Consider the following 19,557-nt stretch of genomic DNA (forward strand, 5'->3'; position numbering starts at 1 on the left):
GCGTTGAATTAATTCAACGCTCTTTTTTTAGAACCTTATTCCTAAGATTAACATATCATCAACTTGTTCCCATTTCCCCTCATGCATCCAGTCATTAATTGTTCCTGAAAGTATCTTCTTTTGTTTATCTGTAGGGTAAGAAGCTATCTCTTCAAAGAGTTGCCTTAATTGCCCGACCATAAATTTCTTCGCTTTAGCACCACCGAACTGATCTTGATAGCCGTCAGTAGTTAAATAAACCATATCATTTGGCTGTAATCTCCAATGATATTGTTCATATACATTATTAAGCTGTCCACCTATCGTTTTACGTGTCCCTTTTAACTTTGTTAATTTTTGATCTCTAACAACGTAAATTGGATTTTTAGCACCTGCAAAAAACAAATCATTTTCTTTGATGGCGATTACACTCATATCCATTCCATCGTTATTGTCGTTATCTTCTTGTTGAAGATTATGAACAACTAAGTTATTCAACTCCTCTAGAATTTTTGAAGGCTCAACAATTTTTCGACCTCTTACAATTTCATACAATAGACTATTACCCATCATAGACATCAGAGCTCCAGGAACTCCATGACCAGTACAATCCACACAAGCATAAATTTTCCATCCTTCTATTTCCACAAACCAGTAAAAATCTCCACTGATTATATCTTTAGGCTGGTTAAATATAAAATTTTCTGGGAACGCCTTTTCAATTCTCTGAGAAGAGGTTAAAATCGATTTTTGAATCAAATGAGCACTCTTAATGCTACTATTTATCTTATTATTTTGATAATTGAGTTGTTTACCTTGCTCTTTTGAATGGGCTAAAGTATCTCTAAGAATATCATTTTTAGCAATCAATTCTTTATTCATTGACTCCATCTCAATCTTCGTGATTTCCAATTGGTTATTAGAAAGAGAAAGTTGGTTATTAAGTTTCTTCGTTTTCTTTTGAGTAAGAAAAGTAACGTATATAAAAATCAGTAATAAAAATAGAATAGCTACCGCGAAGTATAATACTTGTGTCCTTTGCTGAAGTTTTAATGTTTGACTAAACTCTAATTCTTCTAGTTTTACATTTTCATTTTTTTGAGTTTCAACCTCATAAAAAGTTTGCATATCAACTACAGCTTCTAGTTTTTCCCTATTAAATAAGCTATCAGATAGTACCAAACTCTTATTATAAAAATAAATAGATTGATCTTTATTGATGTATTTTAAAGTATGTGCAAGTTTTATTGAAATGATATATTCCCTTTCAAGGTGCTTAATTTGTTTACTAATAATGTATGCTTTTTCATAGGCTTCATATGCCTTTTCATAAGAATTCTCTTTTTGATAATAATTCCCAAGGTCTGTATAAGCATTTAACTTAGCATATAATATTTCTTTTTTATTCGCTTCCTTAACCGCATGAAGTAAGATTTTCTTGGCCAACTTCATGTCTTTTAAAGCTATCGCTAGTTCACCTTTGAGCAATAATAATTGAATGTATCCTTCGAAATCATTTTCTGGAGTAACAAACCCTTCCCTATCAATTGTTTGTATTATTTTTCTTAGCTCATTATACTCTTGCAACTCAACATGAATCTTCCCTTTATTTAGTAGAGCTAAACTTTTTAAATAATTTATTTGATGGCTATTCTTTTTATCTTTAAGCTTTTTAAGCTGATCAAAATTATTGTAAGCTGTTACATACTTTTTGAATTGCATATTGATTTCTCCAATATCAATTAATATCGAACCCTTCTTAACTACATCATCATACTCACTCACAATCTTTAAAGCCACTTTTAAAAGATTTAAAGCAGAAACCAATTTATTTTGTCCTAAATAAATTCGAGCTAGATGAATATTTGATTCTGCTAACAATTGAAGATTATAGCTATCTTCTGCAATTGTATAGGCCTTTTTACCATAATACTCAGCAGAATCTAACATACCCTCTAATCTAAAGTAATGAGTATATTGAATATTTAACCAATGTTGATCTTCTACTTTCGATTTTTCAGTTATCAAAAGCTGGTATATATCTAAAGTCTTCTTGATACTATCTAAATTACTTTGTTCGAACAATCGTTCCACGTCCGAAGTTACCTTATTCGATAAATCAAAAGTATGAGGTCCCTTTTGAGCAAAAAGCTTTAAAGGCAACATCATCCCGAGGATGAAAACTAGAATTATATATTTAGCACAGCTATTTTGATTCATTTCAAAGATAAAAAAGTAATAATCGTCAAATAATTAAAAAATACTTCTGTTTTATATCAAAAAAAGAAAATGATTTAGTAAAATTATAAAAGAAATATATTTAACCCAATCTTAGGTAACATATGAAACAATATTTAGGAGTAGATATCGGTGGTACAAATGTGAAATTTGGTGTTGTTGACACCAATGGTAATATTATCAAGAAAAAAAAGTATCCCACGGTATCTGTATCAGAAGGTGGCGATTTTTGTGCCAAATTCTCTAAGTTGCTTGCAAAAAGGTTACAAAAATTCCCAGATATTCAATCTGTAGGAATTGGTATCCCTGGTACTATCTCATCTGATGGTTCTTCTACACTAGATTTACCTAATGTAAATGGACTTTCAAATAAGCCTCTTGTGTCAATTTTAAAAGAAGATTTTCCAGATCTTCCTATTGTCATGGATAACGATGCTAATGCTGCTGCTTTAGGAGAGTTAGAATTTGGAGGTGAAGAACTACCTGACACTTATATTTTCATCACATTAGGAACTGGTGTTGGCGGTGGTTGTGTTATCGATGGCGAAATTTTTAAAGGAGGTGATGGTAATGGACTAGAAATTGGTCACATCATGTCATCTACTGGTAAAACCATTGAAGAAAATATCGGTAAAGCTGGTATTATAGAAATGGCTCAAAAGTATAAAGAAGAAGGTATTCTATCCACAAACCTTCCTGATGAATTTGACGCTAAGATGGTTGCTACATTAGCACATGATGGTGACGAATTAGCTTTAAAAGTATTTGAAGAAATGGGGAAATCCGTTGGAGAGTTAATTGTTTCTCTTGTAAGAGTACTTGATATTAAAACTATCCTAATTGGAGGTGGTGTATCAGAAACCTTTGATTACTTAAAAGGCAACATGTACTCTGTTATAAATGAGTTCTTACCAAATTACTATACTGATAAATTAGATATCAAATTAGCTACATTAGGTAATAATGCAGGTATCATTGGAGCTGCATCTTTAGGAGTATCTGCTCTTAAATAAATCATCTAATTATAGAAAATAGTCTATTTACGAGAAATGAGAATCAAATTTAATTTGGTTCTCATTTTTTAATATAATTATATTGATTTGTAAGTAATCACTAAGGTTTTATCTTTGCATAAACTTAATATTACAATGATAAAAATTGCAATTTTTGCTTCGGGAACAGGTTCCAATGCGTTAAAAATAATTCAACATTTTGATCAAAGATCTGATATTGAATTTGTTGTATTAGCCAATAGAAAAGAAGCTGGTGTTTTAGAAAAAGCCAAACAACTAAATGTTGATGGACACTACTTTTCTAAATCTGCTTTTTCTGATGGTACTGTTCTTGATTTTTTAAAAAAAGAAGACGTTAACTTCATTATTCTTGCAGGTTTCTTATTACTTATCGATAAAAACATTTTAAATTATTTCGATCAAAAAGTAGTAAATATTCACCCAGCTTTACTTCCTAATTATGGTGGTAAAGGTATGTATGGAATAAATGTACATAAAGCGGTGGTTAAAAATAAAGAATCTGTTTCTGGTATTACAATTCACTATTGTAACCAAGAATACGACGAAGGTCAATATATATTACAAGCAACTACGGCAATTGAAGCTACTGATTCTCCTGAAGAAGTGGCTGCTAAAGTATTAAAATTGGAACATTTTTATTTTCCAAGAGTTATCGAACAATTAATTAGTGAGTTTTCTTTACAGGAAGCTAACTAAATGATCTTATATAAATATAATTACAATGGGAAGAGCATTTGAATTTAGAAAAGGCAGAAAATTAAAACGTTGGGCTCACATGGCAAAAACATTTACTCGTTTGGGTAAAGATATTGTTATTGCTATTAAAGAAGGTGGTTCTTCTGATCCTGATTCAAACTCAAGATTACGTGCAGTTTTACAAAACTGTAAGGCAGAAAATATGCCTAAAGATAATATTGATAGAGCCATCAAACGTGCACATGATAAAGATACATCAAATTATGATGAAAAGCTTTTTGAAGGATATGCACCTCATGGTATTGCAATATTAGTTGAAACGGCTACTGATAATAATAACAGAACTGTAGCTAATGTTCGTAGTTATTTCAACAAATGTAACGGTAGTTTAGGTACTTCTGGTTCTGTAGAGTTTATGTTCGATCACAAATGCCACTTTAAAATTGCTAAAGGGGAAATTGATGAGGAAGAATTAGAACTAGAACTAATTGACTTTGGTGCTGAAGAAGTTTTCGTTGACGATGAAGACGATACAATTATGATTTATGGAGAATTCTCAAGTTTTGGTTCTTTACAAAAATCTTTAGAAGAAGCTGGACACGAAATTGTAAAATCAGGATTAGACCGAATTCCTACAGTAACTAAAAAACTTACTCCAGAACAAGAAGAGGAAGTAGACAAGTTACTAGAGAAATTAGAAGACGATGATGATGTACAAAATGTATTTCATACAATGGAATAAAATAGGAAAGGCAGTGAATATTCACTGCCTTTTTTTATGTTATATAGTATTTACTGAAGGTTAAATGTGGAATGAAAATCATACTCCTCTCCTACGTATCTATTCCACTGCTCATGAGATAAAGCTTCCACCTTATTTTCTGATACTGTATTCAAAAGATTTTTTAGATGAAGTTCCCAAGTCCGAATTTCTCCATTCATTGCTGCAGTCAATAACTTATCTTCAAGAATTGTAGCCGTCAAAACCCAATGATTATGCCCCACTAAAGCAATTGGATCATTTTGAGCTTTATCCAAAGCCCATATTTTACAAGTCCCATCAAAACTCAAGCTTATAAACATCTCATTATTGATAGCGATAAGCTCTTTAATACGAGAACCATGCTGATGAAATTCTTTTATGAAAGAGTAATTATCATTTGGATCAAAAGATTGTATTGCTCCGTTCTCAAAACCTATCAATAAATAATTATTGATTCTATTTAAACATGATATAGAAGTTGAAAATTTTGTAATTACCTGCAATGAGTCTGAGTATTTTATCAAAGAACCTTTATCTGTGCTCACTAACAAAAACTTATCATAAGAAAGCATATCAGTAACTTTACCAAACCCATCTATACTCCCTAATTTATTCAATTGTTTAAAATCAAAACTATAAATTGTAGAATTTTCATCTGATAAAAATATCTGATGATCACCTTCAATAATTAGTGGTATAAACTTTATCTTATCAAAGTCATTTGCTATCATATTAAAATCTTTATCATATACTGATAAATTACCTCGATGATCTATTAATACGATATTGCCCTGAATAAATTTAGCTTCATTTATAATCTGATTTAAAGCAAATAACTTTTCATCATTTATTAATGAAAAAACATTCCCTACTCCATCAATCATTAGTACATCATTATCTACTTGAAGTAACTTTCTAATACTGTTTTCCTGATGTCCAATGACATTATAATGCTTACCTTCATTTCTTTCTAAAGATTTCAAAAGCGTACTATAATAAGAGGCATCTTGGTTTTCTCCTCCATTATTTAAATACCCTTTTACTGCATGTAAAGCTAGAGATAAACTAATTGTATCATCTGTAACATTATGGGCTGCAAATGCTAAAGCTTTTGACGTAGATAAATTCTGAAGTCTTTCGTTTTCTCGATTCGCTTTTAATGTTTTTCTCTGTTCTTCTTTCGCCACTAACAAAGCAGCATTTGCCATTTCCTTTTGAATAATTACCTCTTGATAAGCTTTCTCTGTATTCTTCTTAGCAACTAAAGCATTCTGCTTTTGAATTTTAGCTATTTGTGTGGCTTTTTCAGCAGTTTTCTGAGCTTTAAAAGCATTCTCTTTTTCTTTATTGGCTATGTTCTTTTGATTTTGAGCTATTTGTGTTTGTTCTTCAGCAATTGATAAAGCTTCTATTGCATTAAGCTTTTCTTTTTCTGCAATGAGTGACTTTTGAAATGAAAACACTAACAATCCGATTGAATAAAATAGTACGATTATTCCTGTAAAAAATAAAAACCTACGTAACCACAATGATTTCTTTTCCACTCGTTTATCTGCTTTATTATAGGCCTCCTGTTTCTTTACTTCCAGGTAATAATGTTCTTCTAATACAAACCACTCTTTCGGAAAAAAACATTTAATAGAGGCCTGATAAACATCACTTTCAATAAACTGTTTAATCTCTTTAAATAACTTACTATCAATTTTTTGTTGATGAATTTCATTATAATTCCTTAAAATTGTTCTTGCCATATCATTACATTTCTGGTATTGTTTTGTAATGATTTGTATTTCATCAGAGTATTTGAAAACTTCTTTATTATTTAAAAGAATAATATAATTGTCATCCTTATTTATTATCGAAAAAAGAGACTTATAGAATGGGATCTGCTCTATAAATTTTAATACCTCATTATTTGATATATTAATACTGTCTTTTTGTATAAAATCATTGAAAGAACATTGAGAAAACCTAGTGACTAAATCAATACAATAGTGTTTATCGTTATTAAAAAGGACTTTATACAATACCTTTTCAATTACATCATCTCTTTGATTACTGTCTAAAAGCATCTCTAAAAAAAGAGGCAGTTTATTTTCATAAAAGATATAATCTAATAGAAATTTAATCTGATAAGTAGCATAAAAAGATAATGCTTTCGACAATTTAGAAATAAATGAAGGGGACACATCTAATCTCAAGTGCTGTAATCGGTCATTAATCTCTTCAATAGTATATGCATATTCTTTTATCTGAATAACTTTATAATCCTCTTTTAAAACTAAAGTAGTGTAATCCTGATTTAAGGTACTATACACTATTTTTTTTATATGATCACCAGAGATAGATTGAATCTTTTTAGATTTAATATTTTTAAAATTGACAAACAAAAGATATTGAATGGTATCATCCGAAATCAGTTTCTCTACTTCTATATTTTGATTATTACTATCTACAAAAATTTCAACATCAGGGATAAAGTAAATCACCTTTCCATCTTGTTGTTTTTGAGTAAGTTTTAAATTTTCATTATGCAAATGAATATCTATTTCACTGGGGTATAAAAATAGAAAAGATTCTTCCTGATTTTTTAAAATATAGTCTTGAATATAATGATGATATGTTATTTGTTTTGAAGCAGTAAGTTCCATTGTATTAAAAGATTCGTTAAGCGGTTTTTGAGTTGATTTAAAAGAACTTTTTCGGAAGTAGTAAGCATTTCTATAAGTTCTCTTTTTAAGAGTGTTTTTAGTTTTTTCAATAAATCTTCCAGTAATATCATTTCTTGTAAGGATAGATAATAGATATCTATTTTTTGATGAACACCTTTAATATTTGATACCTCTCCCTCAATTTTGTTTCTAAAACTTTCTTTTTGAAATCTTGGTAAAAAGGCGGGAAAAATTAATGACAACCTATGGTCAAAAAAATCTAATGGCAAATGATCTTCAAACCCATTTATTTGATGATATGCCATTACTTTATCATCGATTTTTTTTACTTCTCTGTAGTTTAGAAAATACTCAACCCATAGCTCCTTAATTTTATAAGTTTTCCTAACTTCTTTCCATGATTCTAAAGAGGTAAAAGTGATATTTGAAGATGGTATTTTGAAACAAATCCAATTATTCAGATTTTCATCTTGAGTTACATAAAAATTATCTTCTGAGTTAAAATGTTCCTCTATTAGATGTTTTATCGAATTAAGTGATTCTATCTTAAAATATTGATCACTTTTCATGATTGGTTTAGCATTCGAATCTGTTAAGTACCAACCAAAATTGGGTTCATGAAATAACGATAATAAATTTTGATGTTCTATTAAAAACCCTCCTTCTAATGAAGAGAGCTCATTAACGATTTTCTTTTCAAAAGACTGCCCCAAACTGATCGCCTCATCTTCTGATGATACTGTTGCTAAAACTTTACCTTCTAGTTCTAATTGAAAACATTGATCTACTTGCTGATAATAAATTGAAATGCGATCATTTAATTGATGAAGTAAGACTTCATCAATTATTACTGAACATGAATCAGGGAATGAATTATTTGAACTTGGTCCAACCCATTCTGATACCTCAGTATCAATTGGTAATAAATGCGGTATTATTTCGATCCTTTCACTTTCAAATGTGGAAACAAAAGTATCAGACACCAGAGATTGTATGCCTAAACGACTACCTAATTGTTTTAATAAAGGAACGTTTGAATCTCCTAAAAAAATATTTTCACCTCTACACCTATCCAAGATATATTGAGAAAGGTCTTTTAAAACTCTTCTTTTAAAGGATAGTATTTTATGCTGTTTTTCCTGGTTTGATTGATAAAAAAAATCATCTTCAATTAATCTATCTTCTAAAAAGATATTATACAAAGAAAGGTAAAAGTTGAGTTGATCATTCGTCTCTTCAAAAGTATCAATCCAATAATTTGATGTTTGATATGAAAAATAATCTGATAAGCTTAATAAATGATTAATCTGATCATCATATACTTTTTGAAAACTTTGAAGCAGTACATCAAAGGCCTTATTCTCTACTATCTTATCATATAACACCGAGGGTAATAGCTCTTTTATATTCTTTTTATCAATATTAAAATTTAAAGGAGGTCTTTGAATAAACTCTTCTTTCTTCTCTTTCTTAAAAGAAAAATCAATAGAAGAAAATGAATCTAAGAGTTTATCGTTAAAGGAATTAATAAACTGAATCCTGATGTTTTCATTTTTAATAATTGGGAAATATGTTTTGACATTTAGTAACTCAATCACTTGATTATTAACTGTAATCTCATCAAGGTGTACATTATTTATCCCCTTAATACTTAATAAAGAAGTCTTTAATTCATTTATATCATACCCTTTTGTCATTTGAATAAAATTTGGGTAATCATTTATCTGTTTTGTTTTATAAATGAATTGATATAAACGCTTTCCAAATTCTTCGCTAATATATTCTAGTTGAAATGTATCATTTAGATATATGGTCAGATCAACTGTTACATCAGATTCCTTAATAAATTGAATTTGATTTATTCTTTCAGAGAGGTTTCGATATTCTTGGTATTTAATGATGACCTCTTTTTCAATTGCTGTATCATTATAGAAAGGTAAAATGTATACATCAAACCAGCCATTAATAAAGTGGTTCTCTTTCTTAAGAGGTAAGAAAAATAATTTATCAATAGCTTGTAGATCATTAAGCATCAACCTCTGTAAATTTTCAACAGAAAAAGAGGATAGATTTTTAAAATAGTGTTTAGGGTATATAACAGAACTATTATCTTCTGAAATTAGAGAGTCCCAAAAAGATGCATTAGAACGAATAATTAAGTCAGAGAATAACGCTGACATACCTTCTATTAAGGTTATTCCTGTATCATGTAGCTCGTAGTTATTCCATTGAGTAGTTAAGTTTTTAAGACTATCAATGGCTTCTTTAAAGCAATGGTATGGATTTGAAATGTTCTTAATGACATCCTCTTGAGTAATCTGAGGATGATATAACATGAGAGTAGTTTACTTGTGATTTTTGGATTTTTTTGAACAGTTACAATCTTTTTCCGGCTGAATTAATTGCTTGTTGATTTTACCAATTAATTCATAGACTTCATAAAAGGGACGTTGACCTAATACCTCAATAATTAGTTGCACTTCGTTTTCTGTAAACGAAAAAGAATTAGTTTTCATAGTTAGATTAATTTGTTAAGCAATGTCGAAAACCAAATATATTAAAGAAGATAGAATCGTTTTAAGTCTAAGTTGTTTGTTCTTTAATCTATTCAGTAAGAATCGTGATGTAAAATTGAAAAAATAATAAGTAAGATCATAAAAAATTAATATTCAACATTTTGCACACCCAAAAAATTACATAAAAAAAGGCCTAAACATTAATGTTTAGGCCTTTTTTCTGTGATTTAATTACAGTTGTGCTGTGATTTTATCAGCGATTTCAGCTTTAGAACCTGCACCAATGTGCTTGTCTACTGCTTCACCGTTTTTAAATACCAACATTGTTGGAATAGAACGGATACCGAATTTAGCTGCTGCTTGCGGGTTAGCATCAACGTCTAACTTTCCGATTACTGCATCTGTTAATTCTGTTGCCAATTCTTCAATAATTGGAGACATCATTAAACATGGTCCACACCATGTTGCCCAAAAGTCTACTAAAACTGGCTTATCTGATTTTAATACTACTTCGTCGAAGTTAGCATCTGTAATTTCTACTGCTTTTCCCATAATGATATTTTTACTACATATGAACAAATTGTCATCTATTCAACTATCTTAAATAACGTCACAGATTACATTTGGTTGCACAAATGTAGTAAATTATCATTCATTTACCCAAGTAACTTTGTCAGATATATTATCTCTATTACCAAGTTTTTCATTATTAGAAATAGTTCCAATATAAAATAAACCCATTAGCTCATCTTCAGAATTTAATCCAAAATATTCTTGAGATTGAGGAAATTTTATTAAACCACCTGTAGACCAATAACCTCCATAACCTTTAGCCGAAACTCCTAGTGCTAAATTTTGAACTGCACATGCTACGGCTAACATTTCTTCTTGCTTTGGAATTTTGGGGTTATCCCCCCTTTTCATGATGATGGCAATTACATAGTTTGACAGCAGTGGTAGTTTTTTTAATTTTTCATACCTCTTTTCTTCAAACAGTTCTTTTGGTGTATTATCCTTATACACTTCGCCTTGAACGTTAGAAAGTTGTTTCAAACCTTCTTCAGCAAAAACAACAAATCTCCAAGGTTGTGTTAAGCCATGGTTAGGAGCCCAATTGGCATCTTCTAAAATGTCTAAAATATCTTCTTTAGGTAAATGCTCTTGTGTATATTCTAATGGATAGAAAGACCTCCTATTTCTAATAATTTGTGAAATTTGTTTGTACATAGTGTTATTAAATTTTATTATCCAAAAATAAATAAGTTGAATAAATTTTTCCGAAAATAAACTTATTATTTACAACAAGTTCATATACATTTGTGTTATATTAAGGTTAAACCCACCTTTCTAATTACTAACTCACATATAAACATAAATTATAACTATGGTTGACACAAACACAGTTAATTTTCAAGATACGAAAACTGCCTTTGAGTGGAGAAATGACATTGAATTAAAACAAACTTATGCCCTATTTGCTATGATGGGATCTCCCAGTTTAGTAAAAGTTGGGACGGCTTGTTTAAATTTTGCATTTAATATTAACTTACCAATTAAATCTTTAGTTAAAGAAACACTATTCAAACAATTTTGTGGTGGTGAAACTATTGAAGATAGTACCCAAACTATTGGATTACTAGGTAAGTACAGTATTGGATCAATTCTAGACTACTCAGTGGAAGGGGCAGAAACAGATGAAAGTTTTGATCATACAGTGGCTGAAATAATTCAAACCATTGAAAAATCAGCAGAGGATAATAATATTCCTTTTTCAGTATTTAAACTAACTGGTATTGCCAAAATAAGTTTATTAGAAAAAATTAATGATGGAATTACGTTATCTGTAGAAGAAAAAGATCAATGGGAAAAAGTGGTTCAAAGAGTTGAATTACTTTGTAAAACCGCTTTCGAGAAAGATGTTCGAATTTTTATTGATGCAGAAGAAACATGGATGCAAGGTCCTGTAGACCAATTAGCCCTTGATATGATGCGTAAATACAACAAAGATAAAGCTATTGTTTACAATACTTATCAAATGTATTTACACGCAAAATTAAAACAGCTAAAAAATGATCTTGACATTGCTCAAAAAGACGGTTTTATCTTAGGGGTAAAATTAGTTCGTGGTGCATACATGGAAAAAGAAGCAGAAAGAGCGGAGAAGTTGAACTATATTAATCCTGTTCAACCGTCAAAAGAAGCAACAGATAAAGATTACGACAGTGCACTTGAGTTCATAATGGAAAATCATAATGCTTTTGCTCTATGTGCAGGTTCTCATAATGAACAATCAAACCATCTTTTAGTCGAGTTATTAAATAGATATGGAATAAAGGAGAATCATCCAAATTTCTTTTTTGCTCAGTTATTTGGAATGAGTGATCATATTTCTTTTAACCTTTCAAAAAGTGGTTACAATGTCGCTAAATATCTTCCTTATGGTCCTGTAAAAGAAGCATTACCCTACCTCTTTAGAAGAGCTGAAGAAAATACTTCTGTTGCAGGTCAAGCAAGTAGAGAATTAACTCTTGTAGGAGAAGAAATTGCAAGAAGACGAAAATAAATTATACATTATTTCATTCTTATAAAACTCATTTATTCATCATTTGATGATAAATGAGTTTTATTTTTTATGGAATTGTACTATAAATAACAAAAATATTTATAAATTGGAATCAAATAAACTACTATAAATTAATCTTATACGAAATACAATGAAAGCAAGACTGTTATTTTTTGTAATAGGCTTATTCTTTTTAGTTGGTGTACATCATTATTTAACTGAAAAACAAGAAGTCTCAAATAAGGAAGCCAAAATAAATTATTCTAGTACTTATAAGAGTAATCAAAGTACCGTTGAATAACACTATTCATCCCTAAGTACTGTAAGAGGACTTACTCTTGTAATATTTCTCATATAGATAATTCCAACTAGAATAGTCAAGACAACTATTGCTAATGTTATTACAATGCTTTCTGATAAAGCAATGTAAAATGGTATATCAAATACGAAATAGGCTAATAGCCAGCTTCCTATCCATCCGAGTAGCATACCAGTAATAGAAGATAATAAGCCGATGAAACTATATTCAACTAAGCTTATTATGATCAAATTTTTTCTCTTTGCACCCAAACTTCTTAAAATACCTGCATCATTTTTACGTTGGTATTTACTAATTGACAAACTACTCCACAAAACGAGGAACCCTGAGAAAATGCATATTCCTCCTAGCCACTGAAATACAAAACTCACTCTATCTAGAATATCATTTATAGATTGAAAGATAACTGCTAAATCTATGGTAGAAATATTTGGAAAAGACTTCAACACTTTCGATTGAATGATACTCACTTTTTTCTTATTTTTCACATTGGCTCCTATCACATGAAATGCCGGAGCAGCTTCTAACACACCTGCAGGAAATAAAACTACAAAGTTAGCTTCCATACGAGCAAAATCTACTTCTCGAATATGGTTAATGTAAGTCTTCATTTTAAAACCTTGTACATCAAATATTAAAGTATCTCCTAATGTAAGTCCAGCTGATTCTAAATAAGAATTGGAAATCGATATAGGAATTACCTCATTTATTGAAGCTTGACCAATCCATTCACCCTCAAAGGTCTTTTCATTTTCTTTTAAATGATCACGGTAGGTTACACGATATTCTCTATCGAAAACCCATCGTTTAATTTTTCTTGTAGAATCGCTTAAAGCTTCCTTCTTTTCTTGATTATTAAGTGAAATCAAGTTCATTGTAACCACTGCTGCATCTTGTTCTACTGTAACAGAATCTTTACTTAACAAATGAGACAATTGCTCGACTTGATTTTTTTGTACATCATAAAAAATAAGGTTTGTATCTCCTTCCTTACCTACATTTTGTACTTTATCAATCAGAATTCCACGAATAGATACCATACAAATAATTAAGAAAACCCCTAATCCTATGGTAATACCAAGGATTAAAGTTTGATTGTTGGGGCGGAACAATTGAGATAATCCAAATTTAAAATTAAAGGATAGATGAGATATTCTTGTATTCTTTAAAAAAGTAATAAATAGCTTACTAATTAAGGCTAGTAAAGCGATTACAATAATAATGACCGATAAAAAGAGAATTGCCTTAATTACATCATCTAACTGCCAATAGGCAAAACCAAAGATAAATACTCCAATTAAGATACTCAGTATTACTTTTTGCACTAAGTTTTTGGTGTTTTGAAGTTGGTTTAAATTCCTTAATACAAACACAGGAGTAACATTAAGTATTTGTAATAATGGATACCATCCAAATAAAACAGAGATCACAACACTTAATAATACCCCATAAATACATGCTGATAAAGAAAAATCATTACTGACATCTACCATCAGTAAATCTGAAAACAAAATTGGAAAATATAGTTGAAGTGCAGAACCTATTATTGCTCCAATAATTCCACCTACTAAGCCAAGAAATCTTATTTGTAAAGAATAAATTAAAAAAGCTTCTCTAGTAGTTGCTCCTAAACATCTTAAAATTGCTACTGATTTCAATTTACCTTTGATATAAATAAATATACCACTAGAAACCCCTAAGCAGCCTAATAGTAAGGAAACAAAGGCAACTAATTTTAAAAAGGAATCGATATCATTAAAAAATCGTCCTATACGAGCTGTATTGTTTTCTGTAGTGGCCACACGAATTTTATTATTTTCGAGTAGCTTATCTTTAGATGACAAAAATGACTGAATATCAAAGTCTTGAGGATATTTAAAGAAATAACGATAATTTACTCTGCTACCTCTTTGAATTAATGCAGTTTCATTCAAATATTTGAAAGGGAAATATACAATAGGCACTGTAGCAGCCATAATACTACTTTGTCCAACCCCTTTGGTGATTGTACCTGCTACTTCAAATTTAGTTTGACCAAATTGTATGGAATCACCTACTTTAGCTTGTAACTGATACAATACCATACTATCAACTAAAACAATTTTCTCCTCATTTTCCCATCTTGACCAAGCATTTTGTGGTGAAACCTGCAACTTTCCGTAATAAGGAAAACCTAATTCTAAAGCTCTTAAGTCAACTAATCTATTTTTATCTGTATTTTCATTATAAGCTATTGATGCAAAATTAAATTGCTTAGTATACTGGCTTTCAAGGGTATCAAAATTAATTAAAATAGAATCATTAATAAGGTAATTAGTTCTAACTTCAAGGTCAGCACCTAATATTTCTTTCGATTGATTATCAAGGTCTTTTTTTACATTTTCTGAAAAAGTCATCATTGCAACCAAACTTGCAATACCTACAATTATAGAGGTAATAAATGGGCCAATTTTAGAAATACTTTGTTTAAGATCTCTATATGCATTGTTTACAACAAATTTTATCCTCATAATTCTTTAATGAACTATTATAAGTTCACTTTGTTTGTTTATAATCTCGTAAATAATTTTAACTTTACTTGTTAAGTTCATTATCTAAATTAAATAACTTTTATGGCATTTTTAGGTTATACCCATGATCAATTTCCAAAGTGGGTAAAAAAAGTCGAACAATTCCCAGTATTACTTTACATTTTAAAATGGGTTCTTATTGGAACTTTAGTTGGTGGGTTAACCGGCATAGGTTCTGCTTTATTTTTATGGGGACTACATTGGGCTACTTCATGGAGAGGTGATCATCAATGGATAATTTTTGCTTTACCAATAGGTGGTTTCTTAATAGGTGCTTGTTATTATTATTTAGGACAAAATGTAGTGAAGGGTAACAATCAGTTATTGGATGAAATCACTCGTCCAAATAAGATTATACCATTAAAAATGGCCCCTCTAGTTACAATAGCAACTATTGCCACTCATCTTTTTGGTGGATCTGCAGGACGAGAGGGTACAGCTGTTCAAATGGGTGGAGCCATTGCTGATCAGTTTACTAAAATCTTTAAACTCGATAAATATGACAGAAAGATTCTTATCATTTCTGGTATTGCAGCTGGTTTTTCATCGGTATTTGGTACTCCTTTAGCAGGTGCTATTTTTGGTCTTGAAGTTTACATCATAGGTAGAATGCGTTATGAAGCTATCTTTCCTAGTTTTTTTACTGCAATTGTTGCCAACTATGCTACACATCACTTAGGACATGAATTAGGTATTCATCATACCGATTACTTCGCATTGTTCTTTGATGGAATCACTATTCCTGAAATGACCATACAAAATTTATTAATATGTGTGACGGCTGGTGTTGCATTTGGTTTAACAGGTATGTTATTCTCAAAAGCTAATCATTTTTGGGGCAATTTATTTAAATCAAACATAAAATATGCTCCTGCCCGACCTATGATTGGCGGTGTAGTTTTAGCTATTGCCATTGTGTTGTTGAATATAAATCATGGTTTTGATTATGCGAACTATGATATGAAATACTTCGGTTTAGGTGTTCCTGTTATTAAAGAATCATTTACTGTACAAATGCATTGGTATGATTTCTTGATGAAGACATTAACAACATCATTTACCTTAGGCGCTGGCTTTAAAGGTGGAGAGGTTACTCCTTTATTCTATATCGGATCCACATTAGGTAGTTATTTATCTACTTTTGATTTCTACAATGCTATACCAGTTGCATTACTTGCAGGTATGGGGTTTGTTGGTGTTTTTAGTGGTGCTACAAATACTCCAATGGCATGTACCGTAATGGGTATCGAATTATTTGGGCATGAATCGGCAGTATTTATTGCCGTGGCTTGTATTACTGCTTATATGTTCTCAGGACATACTAGTATATATAGTTCTCAAATCTTAGGTAGTCCTAAACATGTCGGACAAGAAAACGAAAAAGGAAATACGTTATCTGAAATTGAAGTGATTAGAGAGAATGAAAAAAAACATATTGAAAATCACCACAAAAAAGATCAGGATAAAAAACAATAAATTTTAGAGCTATTCTTTTCATTGAAAAGTTGACAATAAAAAAGGGATTGAATTTAATTTTCAATCCCTTTTTCTTAGAATTTTTTTTCATAAATATGACAATAAGGCTTGCCTGCTGTCTTTTCATAATAGTCTTGATGAAAATCCTCTGCTATATAAAAGGTGGTTGCTTCTGTTACTTTTGTAACTACATCCACTCCTTTTGCCTTTAGTTGAGCGATTAAAATGAATGCTGTACTTTTTTGGTTTTCGTCTAAGAAAAATATCTCTGAACGATATTGAGTTCCAATATCTGGCCCTTGTTTATTTAGTTGAGTTGGATCGTGAGTTTCAAAAAATAATTTAGCCAACGATTCATAGCTTATTCGGTTTGCATCAAATACTACTCTACAAGCTTCTGCATGTCCTGTTTTTCCTGAACATACCTCTTCGTAAGTTGGGTTTTCATTTACTCCTCCTATATAGCCTACCTCACATGAAATCACACCTTTAGTTCTCAAAAAATAATATTCTGTTCCCCAAAAGCATCCGGAAGCAAAAATGGCTGTAGATAATTTTTCAGCTTTTTTCGCCTCAAAATTCAAAGAAACGGAATTCACACAGTGACGTACATTTTTTGAGGTAAAACCCTCACCTTTAAAAACATGTCCGAGATGACCATCACAATTACTACAAAGAATTTCTATTCTCTGTCCATCCTCATCTTCCACCTTTTTTATTGCTCCTTCTATTTCATCATCAAAAGCAGGCCAACCACAATCAGCATTAAATTTATCTTTAGAATTATACAATGGAGCATCACACCTTTTACAAGTGTAAACTCCATCCTCGGAATGATAATAGTATTTACCTGTATATGGTTGTTCTGTACCCTTGTTCTTGATCACCCATTCCTCAAAAGGAGTTAATTTATTCATAATTAATCATTTACTAAGTTATGCAAAAGACCAAAGGTTCTATTTACATCATTTTTGTCTAAGATTAAAGTAAACTCATTGGTAGTAGAAATCACCTCGACAATGTTGATCCCTTCCCAAGCAATTTTCTTCAATAAGTAGTAATAAATACCCGGTACTGAAGTGTTATCCTGTGGAAGTCTCATTGTTAATGAAGCAAGATTATCTTTCTTACTAATTATTTCTTCACCATGAAAAATATGAATCAATTGATCCAACATTTTTTTACTTGTGACAAGGTTTGTTTCATAAACACCTTTTGATGAAGCTTGAAAAACATCCTTCTCACCTTGTATAACTTTTAAAAGCTCTTGTTGTTTGCTTAATAAGGTTGGAGAATTTTTAAAAGTATAATCTATCAAATCAGATCTAACTATAATTTCTCCCATTTTCTTTAGGTAATCTAATACTTCATGCTCTATATCTAGCTTAGAAAGCTTGGGTCTTAACCTTTGAATTGCCATTACAACACCACCGATTTGGACGTCTTTCATCAACTTTTCCTCCACTTCTGGCATTATTTGTCTTGCTAATCCTGTGTAGTTCACAATACCATCTACGATTGCCTCTTCTAAGAAAGGTGACTTGCGAACAATTTCTTCTACAGCCTCTGCTATTGTTATCATATTTTTATATATTATATATTGAAGTTATAAATATAACAACTTGTTACGAAAAGGTTTTCTTTTTACTGAATATTTGTTCAATTTTGTCGAACTGTTTATTTTTATATCCGTATTTAGTATTATACCACATACAAGGTTAGAACATATATCAATTTATTTATAAATAAAACATGGAATCATTTATTGGACAAGGTATCGCACTGGTAACTCCGTTTACAAAAGAGAGAGAGGTTGATTTCCCTGCTTTAAAAAAGCTATTAGATCACACAAAAGACGCAGAATACTGGGTAGTGAATGGTACAACAGCTGAAAGTGCTACTTTAACAAAAAATGAAAAGAAACAAGTTTTAGAATTTGTAAAACAAAATAACCCGACAAATAAGCCAATCATGTTTGGTAACGGGAGTAATAACACAGCCGAGGTAATAGAGAACTTTAAAGAGTTTGATTTATCTGGTGTTGATGCTATTCTATCTGTTTGTCCTTATTATGTAAAACCTTCTCAACAAGGAATTATTGCTCATTACACAGCAATTGCAGATGCTTCACCTCTACCTGTATTATTATACAATGTACCTGGTAGAACTGGAGTAAACATGAATGTAGATACCATTGTTGAATTATCTAAGCATAAAAATATTTTTGGTGTAAAAGACGCTTCTGCTGATTTAACTCAAGCAATGAGAGTCATTAGTGCTACACCAGATAATTTCTTATATATATCAGGAGATGATGCGATGACTGTTCCAATCATATCAATTGGTGGTTCAGGTGTTATCACTGTATTGGGTAACGTTGTTCCTCAAGAATTTGGTAGTACTGTTCAACAAGCTTTAAATGGCAATTCGAAACAGGCAACTATGCAAATGTCTCAATTACTAGATTATACTGATGCTTTATTTGAAGAAGGTAATCCAGTTGGAGTAAAAACAGCTTTAGAGATTGCTGGAATTTGTAATAAAACAGTTCGTCTTCCATTAATGGAAGGATCTGAATTACTACAATCGAAAATGTCTGTGATGTATGATCAAATAAAGATTTCTTCTAAAAAATCTATGTTTGTTTCAAACTTTGACGCAAGACATGCGATCTAATCAAGATACCATAAAAAAAATCCCCTCATTATTAAATGAGGGGATTTTTTTATGT

At 30.6% G+C, this 19,557-nt stretch carries 16 protein-coding genes; 7 read left to right on the forward strand and 9 right to left on the reverse strand.

The genetic code is table 11. The annotated features are described in order from the left end of the window. Positions 1-27: 27 nt before the first annotated feature. A complete protein-coding gene (locus NH26_RS04565; protein WP_044222188.1) occupies positions 28-2,199 on the reverse strand; it encodes a SpoIIE family protein phosphatase in 2,172 nt (723 codons plus the stop codon). A 122-nt stretch (positions 2,200-2,321) separates the two neighbouring features. Between NH26_RS04565 and NH26_RS04570 the strand changes: the two genes are divergently transcribed. The 3 genes from NH26_RS04570 (at position 2,322) to NH26_RS04580 (ending at position 4,689) form a co-directional block, all read left to right on the forward strand. After that, positions 2,322-3,230, forward strand: a complete 909-nt coding sequence (locus tag NH26_RS04570) for an ROK family protein (protein ID WP_044222190.1) — start codon at positions 2,322-2,324, stop codon at positions 3,228-3,230. Between the two features lie 135 nt (positions 3,231-3,365). After that, the gene (gene purN, locus NH26_RS04575; protein WP_044222192.1) at positions 3,366-3,947 is read left to right on the forward strand and encodes a phosphoribosylglycinamide formyltransferase; all 582 of its coding nucleotides are present in this window, start codon (positions 3,366-3,368) and stop codon (positions 3,945-3,947) included. A gap of 25 nt (positions 3,948-3,972) precedes the next feature. After that, entirely contained in the window at positions 3,973-4,689 is a 717-nt protein-coding gene (locus NH26_RS04580; protein WP_044222195.1) for a YebC/PmpR family DNA-binding transcriptional regulator, read from the forward strand. Between the two features lie 50 nt (positions 4,690-4,739). Here the strand turns inward: NH26_RS04580 and NH26_RS04585 are convergent, their stop codons facing one another. From NH26_RS04585 to NH26_RS04600, 5 genes are all read right to left on the reverse strand, one after another. Further along, the gene (locus NH26_RS04585; protein ID WP_044222197.1) at positions 4,740-7,361 is read right to left on the reverse strand and encodes a hypothetical protein; all 2,622 of its coding nucleotides are present in this window, start codon (positions 7,359-7,361) and stop codon (positions 4,740-4,742) included. Beyond that, entirely contained in the window at positions 7,334-9,718 is a 2,385-nt protein-coding gene (locus NH26_RS04590) for a hypothetical protein (RefSeq protein WP_044222199.1), read from the reverse strand. Before NH26_RS04590 ends, NH26_RS04585 begins: the two co-directional genes overlap by 28 nt. Before the next feature lie 9 nt (positions 9,719-9,727). Further along, entirely contained in the window at positions 9,728-9,898 is a 171-nt protein-coding gene (locus NH26_RS25605) for a hypothetical protein (RefSeq protein WP_174549702.1), read from the reverse strand. A 231-nt stretch (positions 9,899-10,129) separates the two neighbouring features. Beyond that, positions 10,130-10,450 carry a thioredoxin gene (trxA, locus tag NH26_RS04595; protein ID WP_044222201.1) on the reverse strand — a complete coding sequence of 107 codons (321 nt, stop codon included), beginning with the start codon at positions 10,448-10,450 and terminating at the stop codon, positions 10,130-10,132. Positions 10,451-10,546: 96 nt separating this feature from the next. After that, a complete protein-coding gene (locus NH26_RS04600) occupies positions 10,547-11,125 on the reverse strand; it encodes a nitroreductase family protein (protein ID WP_044222203.1) in 579 nt (192 codons plus the stop codon). Positions 11,126-11,282: 157 nt separating this feature from the next. On the opposite strand from NH26_RS04600, the gene NH26_RS04605 reads away from it, so the two are divergent. Both NH26_RS04605 and NH26_RS25365 read left to right on the forward strand, forming a co-directional pair. Then, positions 11,283-12,461 carry a proline dehydrogenase family protein gene (locus NH26_RS04605; protein ID WP_044222205.1) on the forward strand — a complete coding sequence of 393 codons (1,179 nt, stop codon included), beginning with the start codon at positions 11,283-11,285 and terminating at the stop codon, positions 12,459-12,461. A 151-nt stretch (positions 12,462-12,612) separates the two neighbouring features. Then, complete coding sequence (locus tag NH26_RS25365; protein ID WP_158021885.1) at positions 12,613-12,762, forward strand: hypothetical protein; 150 nt, start codon at positions 12,613-12,615, stop codon at positions 12,760-12,762. Positions 12,763-12,764: 2 nt separating this feature from the next. Here the strand turns inward: NH26_RS25365 and NH26_RS04610 are convergent, their stop codons facing one another. Next, positions 12,765-15,290: an ABC transporter permease gene (locus tag NH26_RS04610; RefSeq protein WP_044222208.1), complete on the reverse strand. Its 2,526-nt coding sequence runs from the start codon at positions 15,288-15,290 to the stop codon at positions 12,765-12,767. Between the two features lie 102 nt (positions 15,291-15,392). Here NH26_RS04610 and NH26_RS04615 point away from each other — a divergent pair, with 102 nt between their 5' ends. Then, a complete protein-coding gene (locus tag NH26_RS04615) occupies positions 15,393-16,826 on the forward strand; it encodes a voltage-gated chloride channel family protein (protein ID WP_044222211.1) in 1,434 nt (477 codons plus the stop codon). A gap of 74 nt (positions 16,827-16,900) precedes the next feature. Here the strand turns inward: NH26_RS04615 and NH26_RS04620 are convergent, their stop codons facing one another. Together NH26_RS04620 and NH26_RS04625 are read right to left on the reverse strand one after the other, a co-directional pair. Continuing rightward, the gene (locus NH26_RS04620) at positions 16,901-17,743 is read right to left on the reverse strand and encodes a bifunctional methionine sulfoxide reductase B/A protein (protein WP_044222214.1); all 843 of its coding nucleotides are present in this window, start codon (positions 17,741-17,743) and stop codon (positions 16,901-16,903) included. A 2-nt stretch (positions 17,744-17,745) separates the two neighbouring features. Beyond that, positions 17,746-18,408, reverse strand: a complete 663-nt coding sequence (locus NH26_RS04625) for a hypothetical protein (protein ID WP_044222217.1) — start codon at positions 18,406-18,408, stop codon at positions 17,746-17,748. Between the two features lie 170 nt (positions 18,409-18,578). On the opposite strand from NH26_RS04625, the gene dapA reads away from it, so the two are divergent. Beyond that, positions 18,579-19,502: a 4-hydroxy-tetrahydrodipicolinate synthase gene (gene dapA / locus NH26_RS04630; RefSeq protein WP_044222220.1), complete on the forward strand. Its 924-nt coding sequence runs from the start codon at positions 18,579-18,581 to the stop codon at positions 19,500-19,502. The last annotated feature ends 55 nt before the right edge of the window (positions 19,503-19,557 follow it).

It is taken from the genome of Flammeovirga pacifica, from assembly GCF_000807855.2.
In the GTDB taxonomy this organism is placed as follows: domain Bacteria; phylum Bacteroidota; class Bacteroidia; order Cytophagales; family Flammeovirgaceae; genus Flammeovirga; species Flammeovirga pacifica.